7 protein-coding genes are annotated in these 15,195 nt (G+C 62.1%); 1 reads left to right on the top strand and 6 read right to left on the bottom strand.

The genetic code is table 11. The features are described from left to right. The 3 genes from O3301_RS28405 to O3301_RS28415 form a co-directional block, all read right to left on the bottom strand. The coding region (locus O3301_RS28405) for an aminotransferase class V-fold PLP-dependent enzyme (RefSeq protein WP_305058134.1) at positions 1–4,595 on the bottom strand (4,595 nt) is incomplete at its 3' end. A 126-nt stretch (positions 4,596–4,721) separates the two neighbouring features. Continuing rightward, positions 4,722–6,470: a carbamoyltransferase C-terminal domain-containing protein gene (locus O3301_RS28410; protein ID WP_289916187.1), complete on the bottom strand. Its 1,749-nt coding sequence runs from the start codon at positions 6,468–6,470 to the stop codon at positions 4,722–4,724. A 72-nt stretch (positions 6,471–6,542) separates the two neighbouring features. Continuing rightward, on the bottom strand, positions 6,543–7,523 hold the full coding sequence (locus O3301_RS28415) for a cupin-like domain-containing protein (RefSeq protein ID WP_305058135.1): 981 nt from the start codon (positions 7,521–7,523) through the stop codon (positions 6,543–6,545). Between the two features lie 258 nt (positions 7,524–7,781). On the opposite strand from O3301_RS28415, the gene O3301_RS28420 reads away from it, so the two are divergent. Beyond that, entirely contained in the window at positions 7,782–8,885 is a 1,104-nt protein-coding gene (locus tag O3301_RS28420; RefSeq protein ID WP_289916188.1) for a methyltransferase, read from the top strand. Positions 8,886–9,101: 216 nt separating this feature from the next. Here O3301_RS28420 and O3301_RS28425 read toward each other — a convergent pair whose 3' ends face one another. From O3301_RS28425 to O3301_RS28435, 3 genes are all read right to left on the bottom strand, one after another. Beyond that, complete coding sequence (locus O3301_RS28425; protein ID WP_305058136.1) at positions 9,102–10,793, bottom strand: cyclic peptide export ABC transporter; 1,692 nt, start codon at positions 10,791–10,793, stop codon at positions 9,102–9,104. Continuing rightward, positions 10,790–13,282, bottom strand: coding sequence for a penicillin acylase family protein (locus tag O3301_RS28430; RefSeq protein WP_305058137.1), 2,493 nt, complete (start codon positions 13,280–13,282; stop codon positions 10,790–10,792). Before O3301_RS28430 ends, O3301_RS28425 begins: the two co-directional genes overlap by 4 nt. Positions 13,283–13,295: 13 nt before the next feature. Further along, a partial coding sequence (locus O3301_RS28435; protein ID WP_305058138.1) for an amino acid adenylation domain-containing protein occupies positions 13,296–15,195 on the bottom strand: 1,900 nt, incomplete at its 5' end.

Below are 15,195 nucleotides of genomic sequence, written 5' to 3' on the forward strand. Positions count from 1 at the left end.
GGCACCATGTAATCGGGAAGCTGCGCCTGCAATTGCGCCTGCAACTGCGCGACCGACAATTGCGCATCCGGCCCGGCCACCACATACGCCACCAGCCGCTTGTCGCCGGGGACATCCTCGCGCGCGACGACCACTGCCTCGCGCACGTCCGCGCAGGCCAGCAGCTGGCTTTCGATTTCCCCTAGCTCGATACGGAAACCGCGCAGCTTCACCTGAAAATCTCGGCGTCCTTTATATTCGATCCTGCCATCGGAGCTCCAGCGGGCCAGGTCTCCCGTCTTGAACAGGCGATCGGCCGGATCGTCGGAGAATGGATTGCCAATGAATCGTGCCCCGGTCAAAGCAGTATCACCCAGATAGTCACGCGCCAGACAATCACCACCTATATACATCTCGCCGATAACCCCCTGCGCCACCAGCTTGTGCCAGGCGTCCAGCAAGTAGACCTTGCAATTCGCAATCGGGCGGCCAATCGGAACTAGCCAGCTATCGGTATCGGACTGCGCGGCCTCAATATCGGTTTCCAGCGCGGGGTGTTGGACGCCCTTCGGCTCGATCAGCTCCTGGGCGATACGCAATTGATCGTCCAGGACCTCCTTGATGCTGGCCAGCGTCGTCAATGGGTTCGACAGCACCACGCGGAACACCGACAGCGGTGCGTCGGCAACCGCAGGCAGCAGTATCCTGGTGCGCGAGACAAAGGTCTTTCCCTGGTCGAACTGCAGCTTCTGGATACGCTCGACGGCATCGCTGATCGCCTCGTGCTCGTCGGCCGTATAACCCTGCCCTTTCTTGCCGCGCAGGTGAGAGGGCAGATAACGGTAATTGACGATGTTGAGTTCAGGCTGGCCGCCCGCCAGCTCGAAGCAAGGAGACTGCTCGATCGTGCGAACCAGGCTCAGGGTCTTTTCCATGCTCTGGTCAATCAGCCAGGCGTAGCCCTGCTTTGAAATCAGACGCAGGCTAGCATGCAGGAACAAGGCATTCGCCGGCCGCGAACCTTCCAGCGAATATTGACCGAGGTCGTAGCTTCCCTGCTGGGCCTGATATTCGGCGTGGGTGGCAATCGCGGCGACGCCACTTGTGTCACGGAACAGGCACAGACTGATGCCCTGCGGGAGGAACAGCTGCTTATGCGGGCACAGGGTGAGCGAATCGGCGTGCTCGATGCCGGCAAGCTTGCAGCGGTGCTTCGCCGAGAACTGGAATGCGCCGCCCCAGGCAGCATCAACATGAAAGTGGATGCCATGCCGCTGCGCCATTGCCGCGATCTGCTCAAGCGGATCGATGGTGCCGGTTTCGGTCGCGCCGGCCACGCCGACGATGGCGAGGATCAGGTAGTTCATCTGGCGGCACACCTCGATGCATCGCTCCAGGTCCGCCATCGACATGCGCTGGCGGTCGTCCTGCGCGACCTCGATGAAGCTCTCCTGGCCGATACCAAATACGCTGATGGCCTTCTTGATGGAGTAATGCAGCAAGCGCGTTCCCAGAATCACGCCGCGCTCAAAGCCCAGGGCGGCCAATGACTTCTGGTATCCCTCCCTCACCAGATCTCTCTTCTGGATGCCACGGCCCAGCAAGGCCCGATTGCGCGCATACCAGAGGGCGGTGACGTTGGCAACGCTGCCGCCACCGACCACCACGCCAAATACATGCGCAGGGTCCTGACAATAGCCGGCGTAGTAGTTGTCCTCCAGACCGAAGAACAGCTGGTGCATCGAAGCGAGCACCTGGCGCTCCAGGAAGGTCATTCCCTTCGACGTCTCGATCTTCACCACGTTCTGATTGAGCTGCGTGATCAGCCGGCCGATCTCGGTGACAAAGCTGGGCAGTTTGGACGTCATGTGTCCAATGAAGCGGTCGGACGACACATCGATCAGGTTGGGGAGGACTTGTTCATTGACGCTGCGCGCATACTCGTCCAGCGGCATGGGCCGATCTGGAATGGCGGCGTGCCCGAACGAGGCAGCCAGTTCGCCGATGCTCAGCGCCGGCCAGACGGGCGCGCCGGACTGGCCCATACCCCATGCCAGCGCTGGATTGCAGGGTGGCTGCCCCTGCTCCACAAAGTACTGCATCAAATCGGGATGGTCGGACAGGGGCGCAAATTCAAAGCAGGTTGCATCGGCTCCGACCTCGGTGGAACCGTACAGATTGAGCAGGCGGGTGCCCGGCAGGCAGCGCCGGAATGCCCTGGCGGTGCGCAGCGTCAACGCTTCGCCGCTCGACACCACATAACGCAGGCCCCGCAACTGCGGCGCAATCGCGTCGTCGAGCAGCACTTGCAGCAGCGAGGGCACGACCGTCAGCCGCGTCACGCGGCCGGCGCAAATCGCCTCGGACAGACTGGCAGGGTCCCTGACCTGTTCGGCGGGGATCACCAGCAGCGGCAATCCGCACAACAAGGGCTGGAACACTTCGGCCACGTGGTCGACAAAGGCAATCGTGGTCTTTTGGCAGAACACCTCGTCGGCGGCCGGATGCGCATGACGCTCCATCCAGCGCAGCCGGTTGACCATTGCCCGGTGTCCGCCGCGCACGCCCTTGGGCCGGCCGGTCGAGCCGGAGGTATAAATCACGTACGCGGTGCTGCCGGCATCGCCCTGCTGCACCGGATTGTCCGGCGATTCGCCGACCAGCTCCTGCCACTGGCTGTCCAGGCAGAATACGCCGCCCGCCACTTGCGGCAGGTCCGCACGCAGATGTTCCTGGGTCAGGATCACGGCGGGCGCCGCGTTCGAGACCATATAGGCCAGGCGTTCCTGCGGATTGGCGGGATCGAGCGGCAAGTAGGCGCCGCCCGCCTTGAGTACGCCAAGCATGCCGGCCACCATGTCAGCGCAGCGTTCGACGCACAGCCCGACCACGGTATCCTGGCCCACGCCCCGCCTGCGCAGGTAGTGGGCCAGACGGTTGGCCCGCTCGTTGAGCTCGCGGTAGCTCAGTACCTGGCCTTCAAATTGAACGGCCGGATTCCCGGGCGTTCGCGCCACCTGCGCCTCGAACAGCGCGTGCAGCGTGTGGTCGTGCTCATAGTCTTGCGCGGTCTGGTTCCACTCGACTAGCAATTGGCGCCGCTCGCGCTCTGCCAACATGTCCAGCTCGCACACCGGCGCATGCGGATTGGCGACGATCGCTTCCAGCAGGAGCACGAAATGGCCGACCATCCGCTCAATGGTGGCGCGCTCGAACAGGTCGGTGTTGTATTCGATGTCGCCGCGTAGTCCATCGGGCGACTCCGCCAGCGTCAGGGTCAGATCGAACTTGGCCCCATTCTGCTCGCGCTCGACCAGCTGCAGTTCCAGCCCTGGCAATTCCAGCTTGTCCATCGGCGCGTTCTGCAACACGAACATCACCTGGAACAGCGGGCTGTAGCTGCCATGACGTTCGGGTTTCAAGGCTTCCACCAGCTGTTCGAACGGCACGTCCTGGTGCGCGTAGGCGTCCAGCGTGCTGGCCCTGACTTGTTCGAGCAGCGCATTGAAACTGCTGGCCGCATCGACCTGCGTGCGCAGCACCAGCGTATTGGCGAAGAAGCCGATCAGAGGCTCGACCTCCGCCCGCTGTCGGTTAGCGATCGGGGTGCCGATGCAGATGTCGTCCTGGCCGGCGTAGCGGCTTAGCAGGATACTGAACGCCGCCGTCAGGGTCATGAACAGCGTGCCCTGGGTCTGCTGGCCAAGCCGATGCAGCGCGGCACTGGTCTGCGCCCCGATGGCCACCCGCACGCTGGCGCCTTGGTAGGTCTGCATCGGGGGACGCGGACGGTCGGTGGGCAGCGTGAGCAGCGTCGGCGCGCCGCGCAGTTGCACCTTCCAGTACGCCAGTTGATGCTGCAGCACCTCGCCCTCCAGCCACTGGCGCTGCCAGTGCGCGTAGTCGGCATACTGGACCGCCAGCTCCGGCAGCAACGGCGCCGCCGCGCCGACGAAGGCGCTGTACAGGGCCGCCACTTCCCTGACCAGCACCCCCATCGACCAGCCGTCCGCGACGATATGGTGTACGGTCAGCAGGAACATATGCTCGCTTTCGCCAAGGGCGATCAGCCTGGCGCGCAGCAGCGGCCCGGTGTACAGGTCGAACGGAGCCTGCGCCTCGTCCTGCGCCAGCCATTCGGTCTTGGCACGGCGCTCGCTGGACGACAGCGCGCCCAGATCGGTGACCGGGATCGCCAGCCGCAGCTCGGGAGCGATGACCTGCACCGGCATGCCGTCGGCGGTATCGAAGGTGGTGCGCAATGCCTCGTGACGGTGCACCACCTCGTTCAGCGTGCGCTCAAGCGCAGCGCGGTCCAGACGTCCCAGCAAGCGCAGGCACACCGGAATATGGTAGATCGCGCTGCCCTGCACGATCCGGTCGATGAACCAGAGGCGCTGCTGGGCAAACGAGGTCTGGCAGCGGTTCGCGGCCCGCCGCGGCATCGCCGGCGCAGGGCTGAGCAGGGCCAGAATCTCGTCCTTGTGCGCCTTCAGAGCCGCCAGGATGTCCGGAGTCACGATGTCGCCCGGCGCCTTGAACTTGATCTTCCGGTCGACGACATGCAATTCGACGGAACGGCGCCTGAAAAAGGCCAACAACTCCCGAGCATTCATACGGTTCTCTCTCTAGCAAAAGTCTTCTTGTATGGGCAAAGCGGCGGAAATGGCAAGCCCGACGGCGCACACGTTTCCGTGTCCGGCCGTCGAGCAGACATTGCCCTGCTTCAGGGCATCAGGGCATCAGGCGAAGCATTCGCTGGAGTCGGTAGGTTCGGTCTGCCGGTTGTCCTGCTTGCGCAACAGGAAATCACCGATGACCAGAAAATCGATTTCCGTCCTGAGGAAGGTCTTGATCGCGTCCTCGGGCGTGCAGACGATAGGTTCGCGGTCATTGAAGGAGGTGTTAAGCAGAAGCGGCACGCCCGTTTTTTGCTTGAAGCTAGCGATCAGCGCGTGGTATCGGGGATTGACCCGCTGGTCCACCGCCTGGATGCGGCTGGTCCCGTCGACGTGAACGACCGCCGGAATCAGCGCGCGCTTGCTTTCCTGGACCGGATAGGCCATCAGCATGTACTGGGCGCTGATGGCGTCCTTGCTGGTGACAAACCACTCCTTGACGTCTTCGGCCAGCACGCTTGGGCAGAACGGACGATGGTCCTCGCGGTGCTTGACCAGACGGTTCATGCGCTTGACCATCTCCGGATTGCGCGGGTCAGCCAGCAGGCTGCGGTTGCCCAGTGCACGCGGGCCAAATTCCATGCGACCCTGGAACCAGCCGACCACCTGGCCGTGGCTGATCAGGGTCGCCACCTCGTCCACCAACTGCCCAGGCGTGCTGTAGACCACGCCGAGTTCGTCTAGCGATTCGCGTATCTCGGCTTGATTGAACTCGGGACCAAGATAGGTGTCGCGCGTATGGAAGGCGCTGCCGCCCTTGCCGCGGAACAGCTCGTGATACACATGCAGCGCCGCGCCCAGCGAGGTGCCGGCGTCATTGGCCGCTGGCTGGACAAAGATCTGCTCGAAGGGGCCTTGTTCGAATATCGCCGTGTTGGTGACGCAGTTCAGCGCGACGCCGCCGGCCAGGCACAACTGCCTGGAGCCGGTCAGCTCATGGGCGTGATGGGCCAGGTTCAACAGGATTTCGGTGGTGATCTTTTGCACTCCAGCGGCCACATCCATGTAGTCGCGCGAGACTGGCTGGTAACTGCCGATCATGGGCAGGCCGAACAACTGTTCGAGCGCCGAAAAGTCGTCGGAGCGGAACTGGCACAGGTCGGCATCGAGCTTGAAGCCACCCTTGGTGACGTCGATGAAGCTGCGGTACTGGCTATAGAAGCGCTCAGCGTCACCGAACGACGCCAGGCTCATCACCTTACAGGCATCATACTCGGACATGCCAAGATACTGGGAGATTTTCTCCCAAAGGAAGCCCAGCGAATGCGGGTAACCGATCTGCTCAAGCACGCTGATCCGTTCATCCCTGCCCAACGCCAGCGTGGTCGACTCAATCTCACCGATGCCGTCCACGGAAATGATCGCACTGTCTTGGAAGGAGGAAGGGAAAAATGCGGAAGCCGCGTGCGCCATGCTGTGGTCGACGAACACGAATTCGCCGCGGAAGCCCATCTCGCGGAAGCGGGACGGAATGCCCATCAGCTTGTCGTGGAACAACGTCTCGCCGGCCCGGCTGCCCCAGCTGCCGTCGATGACCTTGTCGTCGGCGATGAGGTTGTGCTCCAACCGCTTCGGCGGATTGAAAGAGAAGGCGATATAGTCGACCTGGGAGAGCGCCACGCTGCCCATCTTCAGGCAATAATTGAGCGCACCGACAGGCAGCTCGTCGGAATTGCTGACCAGCGCAGGCTTAGCGTGCTTGATCCGGTTGATACGTTCCTCTTCGATCGCCGCGACGATGCCGCGCTCCGTCACCAGGGCCACCGACGATTCATGGTATGCACAATTGACGCCTAAGATGTAAACCGACATAAATTCTTCTACCTTTCACTGAAACTCACTGTACGAAGGCCGGCCCGGCGATAACTGAAGTGCCGCTGCACGCTAGCGAACCTGGGTGAGGCGGCGTTCCATCTTGCGGAACCAGCCGGTCAACCAGATCGGGGGAATCTTTGACTCGGCAAGCACATCGAAGGCCAATCCGCCGAAATAATCTCGCGCGGAAACCGGTGTCAGGCGAACGAAGTCCGCGCGCCACCAGAAGTTGACATTGACGTTGAAATCACCGAGGTGCTTGAAAGTGTGATACCAGTAAGCAGGGATGAACAACAGATCGCCTGCCTTGAGCGTTCCCTCGTAACCCTCCAGTTCGGAGAAGCGCGGGAATTGGTGGTGATCGACGTCTTCGACGTTGACCTGTGAAAAGGTGTAGGGATGGCCGTTCGAGTGCAGGTAGGGGTAGACCTGGCCCATCAGCTCGGGAGAGTAAAGTTGTACCTGCTTGCTGCCGGCGACCTGGGCATTGAGGTTGTGCAGGCAGTTGCCATCGTAATGCAGGTGGGAGCGGACGCCTTTCGCGCTGACCCACAGGGCCGCGCTGTCGAGCCTGGATTGCGGCACATAGGCGGGCACGTCGTAGTCGGCGCGCAGCTCGGCAAACGCATCGTTCCAGACGCCCTCGCGCAGGATGCCGAGTTCTTCGGCGCCGGCAAGATAACGGTATGCTTCCGGTGACGTGGTCAGCAGCTTCAGCAATTGGCCAAACGCCATCTGCTCGCCGTCATCAGTGCGGCCGCGCCCGATGATGCGCCGGCCAAGATGGCCCAGCAGCCGCAACAACAAGGGACGATTCCATTCGGCGCGCATGCGTTCGAAATCGGGATGGAAATGGGTGGACGAAGTCCTGACGCCGATGCGCAAGTCACCTATTTTTTTTGTCAGATAATCAGGTGTCCAGCTGGCGCAGGCATTCCATCCCTGCACCGCGTCTTCGACGATGACGGGCCGGTCGCGCAAGATGGCGGTTTCAAAATCATGTTTCGAAAAATTCCGGACCCGTTCAATCGGGAGAAAATTCACTGCCATCAATAAAGCACCTGAAAAAATTTCAAATAGCGCAAAACTGATAAGAATGCGCCCCCCTTTGAGCCCCCCACTTTGAGCACCCAGTATCGGAGGACTTAGGGGGCGGTCATGTCGCGGTTAGCCTTCGACATTTCAGCAACGATGAATCAGGCTAACTTTCAGATTTGAAAAGATTGTATTATATTGTACTATTTAAAGCAATGTAAAAACAGCTAGGAAATATTGCGATAAAGGGTTACGCCCACGGCCCGATTTCGCTTGGGTACGCCTGAAATGGCGGCATGGCGCTCCCGGCCGGCCATGCGGACATACTGGGAATTTTTTTACTTTTTGGAGGGATGGCAAGGAATGGCTTCGGACACGCTTAATACAGCTTCATCGGCAAAGGTTAACCCATTAAAGAAGACCATATTTTCTGTGGAGGGAAAGCAGACCAGCCCCTCACTCAATGAGTATTACATTACGCAGGCAGCCGAGGTGGGGGGATTGGCGGACCTGCTGTCGGTCCAGAGCGGCTACAGGAAGCGCGATGACAGCGCGTTGTCGATGACCATACTGACCGATTCCTTCGAATACAAGTCCATCGACCAGGTCATTCCTCTTCAGCCCGAGCAGGTGTTCTTTATGGATTACACCAACCTGGACGATATCAAAGGGCGCCATGTGCTTGAGGTCGGGCTCGGCTCCGGGGTACTGAGCATTTTTTGCCTGCTCAATGGCGCCAGCTACTGCTCCGGCCTTGAAATCAATCCAAGGGCAAAAATACTGACTGGCTTCAATTGCGTGCTAAATGGCGTTGGGGATCGCTTGAATATTATCGACGGCGACGCGAAAGACATCTTTTCCCCCCTGCGCGACAAACAGTTTGACTTCATTTATTCCAATCCGCCGTTCGAACCGACTCCTCCCGGCATGGAATACTACTTTAATTCCGCCGCCGGAATTTATGGCCTGACTTTTGTCGAGGAACTGCTCAAGGGAATAAACGGCGTGCTCAATGATGGCGGGACATTCCAGATGGTGACCATGGCCCCTGGCGACCGCCATTCGCCCTTCATGCTGCATGAAATGATCGAACAATATCTGCCCGGTGCCGAAGTGGAAATCGTACTGGACCTGCAGCCCATCAGCTACGCGGGCTTTGTCGACCGTTTCGTGGATATTTTCAAGGAAGACAACGCCACGATCGATCAAATGAAAGACGAGGCTGCGCGCCGCGGCGTCACCCACCTGCATATGCTGATACTCAAATACAAAAAAGGCATGCAGGGGGGAGTGAAGACCAGCTGGGCCAGAAAGACCTACGAATCGTGGCAGTCCCCGTTGGGCACGACGAATGAGCTCTACCTTGAAGTCGCATAAGCGCAGCGCGGACAGGGCGTCTTTCCGCAGATGCGAAACGACGATTTCGGGCTGATTGGAGCGCCTCTCCGGCCTTAATGCCGTTCAGTTAAGAAGCATTCGTGCGATTGAGCGGCGGCCTCCCTCTCAGAGGTCGGGGGCAGACCCACATGGGGTCTGCCCCCAGCTCGCCGCAGTGCAGGGTAAACAATTTCCGTATCGATTAACTTAACGGCATTACTCCCTGGCCTGCCCGGAAAGCAGGCCAGCTGGCCGGTTGGAAGACTGCAACTGACCCTCGCACATGACGATGAGCTTGTCAGCCACGTCGAAGTAACGGTCATCGTGCGAAATCACCACCACGGCCTTCCCCTTCGCTTTCAGCGACGGCAGAATTTCCCGATAGAAGATATCCTTGAAGCTCGGGTCCTGGTCGGCGGCCCACTCATCGAACAGATACAGCTCACGGTCTTCCACAAATGCCGCCACTAGGGCCATCCGCCGCCGCTGCCCGTCGGATAGGGACAGTGTCGAGAAGCGGCCGTCATGGTAGTTGACCTTTTTGTCGAGGCCGAGCTGCTTCAGGTAGTACTCGACCTTCTCCTCTTTATCCTGGTCGTGCCCGGCCGCCAGGATGCGGTCGAACAGGTAGTAATCGGAGTAGATCGCGCAGATGCTCTGGCGGTAGGAGTTCATGTTCTCGTTGGTGATGCGCTGCCCGCCAAAATAGATCGCGCCGCCGCTGGCGTGATAATGCAGCGTCAGCAATTTACTCAGCGTCGATTTGCCGGAACCGTTGCCGCCAACGATGAAGGTGATCTCACCTTTGCAAAACTCCAGGTTGATCGGCCCGACCGCGAATCCGGCCCCCTCCTCCCCCTCATGCTCGTAGACCACGTGCTCAAACCGCACGCTGTCCCAGGCGCGCGCCTGGTACGCTTCCTGCGCCACCGGTTCCTGCGGCAGCTCGGCCAGCAGCGCGTTGACGCGGCCGATGGCGACCTTGGCGTAGGTGAACCCAGGGATCTTCGACGTCACCGAGCCGATCGGCATGGAGATATACAGCATCACCATCATGATGCTCGACAGGCTCTGCGCGCTGAGCGAATGGTAGCTAACAAAAATGAAGGCAATCGAGCCGAGGAACAGGAAGTTCAGCATCAGGCCATAGTTGGCGGCCGCGCTGTGGATGTTGTTGCCCGGCCGCTGGGCGGCGAGCAGCTCGCTCTCGGTCGCCAGCAGGGCCTGCTTAAAATACGCGTGGCGCTTGTCGTCGCTCAGCTTGAGCTCCTTGAAGCCATGCATGAGTCCATGAACCGAGCGTTGCAGGGAATCGTTGATTTTCGCGACGCGAAAGAAGTAGCGGTCGGCGAAGACGAAGATCAGCTGGTAGCTCAGCACGCCAAAAATGATGCACTTCAACACGAACCAGAACACCGCCGTGTGCACATAGGCGAGAAAGCTCAGCATTCCGATCAGGGTCACCATATCGATCAACATGGTCTGCGCCGTTTGCGCGCCGGTGACCACGGCCGGCATGTCGCTGGCGATCGCCGTGACGAGCCGGGGCAATCCGATCTTTTCGATCGCCGCCAGGGGCGCATGCGCGATGCGGTAGTACATCTGGATGCGCAGCTCGGACGTGGCCGCCATCGATACCCTGGTCATGGTGATGTCGACCCAGGTCCGGGAAGCCCAGATGAACAGCAGCGCCGCAGTAAATATCAGCGCCATCGAGGGGTTGGTGATCTCCATGCCGAACCAGAGCGCGCGGCCCGAGCCTGCGCCTTCGAGCGCGTCCCCTCCGTCCAGCGAGGCCATGACCAGCGGGATCAGCAGCGAGTACACGACCCCGGACAAAATGCCCACGATGATAGAGAAAAAGACCTTGTTGGGCGCGTTCTTGGCGAGTAGGGAAAACAGATTCATCGGGAAGATCCTTGGTGAGACACGGCGCCGGCAGCGGCAGCGGCAAGGCTACGCGCGCGGCCGGCCGTCTCGTCGGGCGCGAGCCGGGTGTATTCGAGCCGGGAGAATGGCTCGACCATGTCGGCATAGTGGCGGCTCGCCACATTGCCGGACTGGCCGGTCGAGTTCATGAATTCATGCACGATACCGCCCTCTCCCAGGCTGAACACCTGGCGAAAGCTGACCCCCGTCCGTTGTTCAAAGCCTTGCCGGTCGATAAAGATGCTGTCCGCCGCATTGACGGTATTCGGGCTGCCGCCCTGGGCCGTCCCGCGTTCGAACAGGCCATTGAACGGCCGCCATGTGTCTTGCGAGGGATGGGCGTAGACGCCCCGCTGCAACGCGCCCCATCGCCAGTCGGCCATGCTGCGGCTGCCGGTGATCTTGCCAATTTCATCGAGCGCCGCCTGGAGGGCCGGCTGCAGCAGGCCGTCGCAGCCGGCCGCCGTGGCCGGCCGCCATACCGTTCTGCATTCGGCCAGCGCCTGCCGCAGCGCTCGCGTGCCCATCTGCTGGTCCAGGCTGCGCAGATAGCCGCCCTGTTCGGGGCGGTTCCAATACTGCTGCAATTTATCGCCCAGCAGCCGCTTGCGCAAATGGCGCGTCCAGACGTTGAAGATCGCGGCCGGCTGGCTGTCGGCCGCCATCGTGCCATTCCATCCTCGCAGCAGGTCGAGCGCCTTGGCCTGTGCCGCCCCGTCCGGGCGCATCGTCACTAGCTCAGCAGCCAGGGCGGCGGCGTCGAGGTCGACATCGTCGCCCTGGATGCGCTTCATATCGGCTGGACCGAGCCGCTTTCCGGCCTGCAGGCGCTCCTGGAGTAGTTGCGCGATGCGCTCGGCGCGCGCGGGCGAGGCCCAGTCCCGGCCGATGAAGTCAGAATTGCCGGCGCCGGCTTCCTGCTGATTTGCAGCGACGACAAATCCGGTCGCCGGGTTGTACACCGCAGGCAGGCGCGCGGCCGGAACATAACCGGCCCAGGCGAAACGCTGATCCCAGCCGGGCGCCGGCAGCGCGCCGCCGCCTTGCTTCCTGACCGGCACCTTGCCGGCGGCGATAGCGCCAATATTGCCGTCGATGTCGGCATATACCATTTTCAGCGCGGGCGTCGCATGCACGCTCAGCGCTGCGCGGAAGTCCTGCCAGTCGGCGGCGAACTGCAAACGGTACCAAGCCTCATAGCTGGTATCGCCCGAATCAAAGCCGACCCAGCGCAAGGAAACCGGCCGATCGAATCCGGCGAATTGATCCGAGATGAGCGGACCGTTCTTGGTCGCGCGAAGGACCACGCTGACCGTGCGCTGCTGCGCGCCGACCAGGGCACTGCCGCTCTCGGCCCGAACCTGGATGGTCTCCTTGCGCGTCACGAACGGCAGCCACTGCCCCTGCGCCTGGTAGCGGCTAGCATCGTCCGGGTCGGTGTTCTCGAAGTAGACGTCCTGGCTGTCGGCCCGCAGGCTGGCGCCGCCCCAACTGATTCTATCGTTGCGGCCGAAGATCACCAGGGGTACGCCGACCAGGCTCATCCCAGACACGGCGAGCCGCTCCCCTTTCGCATGCACGGCGTACCACGGCGAGGGGATTTGCAGCTCAAGCTGGAGATCGTTGGCCAGCAGCGCCGCGCCAGCCTCGCCGTGGCGACCGGCCACGGCCCAAGCATTTCCGCCAGCCGCCGTCGGCGCGCCCCACGGCGGCGGTGCCAGACCGGCTTCGCGCAGCGGCAACAGCGCGGCGGCACCGGCGCTTTCGCGGGCCTGGTCCACCCTGACGGCGGGAGTACCCTCCAGCGCGTCATCGGGGAACAGCGTGCGCAACTGCGCCGTAGTCAGGGTCTGGCGCGCCGCTTCGCGCGTCAGGTCGAGCTGGAAGCTTCCGCTGAGATTGAGCGCGAACAGCTTCAGTCTGGCGAGGGAATCGTAGACCGTCCAGCGCTGCGGCGCGATACCGGCCTGCCTGAACTCGACCGGCAATTCGGACTGGGCGGCCATGCCCGCGTTGACGCCGTCGACATACTTCTGCAGCGAGCGCCTGGCCTGGTCGCTCAGCGCCGGCCAGGCGCTCTGCGCGGCGGCATGCAGGTTCAGCGAGCGGTACCAGATATCCTGCTTCAGGGTCTCCCGGCCGAACAGCTCGCTCAGCTCGCCGTGGACGGTGCGGCGCTGCAGTTCCAGTTGCCAGAGTCGGTCCTGCGCATGGGCGTAGCCGATGGCAAAAAACGCATCCTCGTCCGTCCGCGCCCGGATATGCGGCACGCCGTTGACGTCGCGCGCCATGAAGACCGGGGACAGCGCCCCATCCGGAAACAGCTGCATCCGCTCCGGCGGCAGCGTGCTGCCCAGCAGCCGGGTACAAACATAGTAGCCTCCGGACAGCACCAGCAGCACGAGGAGGATAAATCGCGTCAGCAAAGGAAAACGCTTGGACAGCTTCAACAGATTGAACAGATTCAACAATGTTTCCCCGCTAAATTTCGAACTCGGCCAGTTCTTCGCCTGGCGTCGGTGACAGGTGGGCGCCGGGATGGCGCAGCGCGAGGACGTCGTCAATCAAGGCTGCAATCCTTGCAATCGTGCTCATCTCGAACAGATCGCGGATATCGAGCCGGACCTGGAACTGGCCGTCGATTCGGGACACCAGCCGCACCAGCATCAGCGAATGGCCGCCCAGCGCAAAGAAACTGGCGTCGGTGCCGATGCGGCTGCCGTCCAGCTCAAGCAATTCCGCCCACAGGGCCACCAGCCGCACTTCGGTTGCCGTTGCCGGAGCGGCATACGCGCCCTGCAGATCTCGCGCATCCGGCTCCGGCAAGGCCTTGCGGTCGATTTTGCCGTTGGGGGTCAACGGCCACGCATCGATCACCATCACATGCGGCGGCACCATGAACTCCGGCAGCGCCTGCGTCAACCAGCTCTTCAGGCTGGCCACCGCTGCCTGGGCGGCGAGGCGGGCCGCCGCCGTCATGCTCACATAAGCAAGCAGGCGCTGCCCGCCTGCTGCGTCGGGCCTGGCAAGCACCACGGCGGCGCCGACCTGCTCATGCTCAACGAGCCGGTTTTCGATCTCGCCCAGTTCGATGCGGAAGCCGCGAATCTTGACCTGCTGGTCCAGCCGGCCCAGGTAATCGACCGCCCCGTCCGCCTTGTAGCGGGCCAGGTCGCCTGTCTTGTACATGGTGGCGCCAGGCGCACCGAAGGGATCGCCGATGAAACGGCTTCGTGTCAATTCGTCCTGGTTGAGGTAGCCATCGGCCACGCCGTCGCCGGCAATATGGAGCTCGCCGGCGACACCGAGCGGCACCGGCTGGAGCCAGGCATCGAGGATATAGAGCCGGGTGTTGGCAATCGGCCGGCCGATCGTGACGGCCATGTCCGCACGCGTAAGCTTATGCACGGTCGACCAGATGGTGGTTTCCGTTGGACCGTACATATTCCACACCACGGGCGCGCGTTCCAGCAGTTGCTGTGCCAGATCCCAGGGCATAGCCTCGCCGCCGCAGAGTATCCTGAGGCCTGGCGCGAAGGGGAAGCAGCCGGAATCGACCAGCATGCGCCAGGTGGACGGCGTGGCCTGCATCAGCGACACCCTGTGGCGCGCCGATGCTTCCGCTAGTTTTTCCGGGTGCGCTGCGCTATCGCGCGACACGATGACGGTGGTCGCACCTACCGTCAGCGGCAAATAGATCTCCAGCGCCGCGATATCGAAAGAGAGCGAGGTTACGCTAAGCAGCACGTCGGCCGCCTGCATGCCGGGCGCCTTTTGCATGGCGCAGATGAAATTGGTCAGGTTACGCCGGCAAATGCGGACACCCTTGGGACGACCGGTCGAGCCGGATGTGTAGATCACGTAGGCCAGGTGGGCAGGCTGCACCGCTGTGCGCGGATTGTCGCGGCGATAGCCGGACAGCGCCTGCCAGCCGCTGTCCAGGCTGACCACCTTGGCACCGTCGAGCGGCAGATTGGCCCGCAGTTGCGGCTGGATCAGCACCACCGGAGGCCGGGAGTCGCCCAGCATATAGGCCAGCCGCTCGCGCGGATAGGCCGGGTCCAGCGGTACATAGGCGCCGCCGGCCTTAAGGATGGCCAGCACGCCAACCACCATCTCGATGCTGCGTTCGACATACAGTCCCACCAGCGTGTCGGCCGCCACACCCTGCTCCAGCAGGCAGTGCGCCAGCTGGTTGGCACGCTCGTTCAGTTCGCGGTAGGTCAGCGAACGGTCTTCGCACACCAGCGCCACCTTATCGGGCGTGCGTTCGGCCTGTTCCTCGAACAGCTGGTGGATGCACTGCTCATGCGGGTAGGCCGCTTCGGTCGCGTTGAGTTCATGCAGCAGATAGTGCCGCTCATCGTCGCCCAGCAGCGGC

Origin of the sequence: Janthinobacterium sp. SUN211, assembly GCF_030587315.1 — a bacterium.
Lineage (GTDB): Bacteria > Pseudomonadota > Gammaproteobacteria > Burkholderiales > Burkholderiaceae_D > Janthinobacterium > Janthinobacterium kumbetense.

Bases quoted from the DNA above. Each gene is read 5' to 3' on its own strand.
- O3301_RS28425 (WP_305058136.1), bottom strand. From the start codon at position 10,793: ATGAATCTGTTTTCCCTACTCGCCAAGAACGCGCCCAACAAGGTCTTT.
- O3301_RS28410 (WP_289916187.1), bottom strand. From the start codon at position 6,470: ATGTCGGTTTACATCTTAGGCGTCAATTGTGCATACCATGAATCGTCG.
- O3301_RS28415 (WP_305058135.1), bottom strand. From the start codon at position 7,523: ATGGCAGTGAATTTTCTCCCGATTGAACGGGTCCGGAATTTTTCGAAA.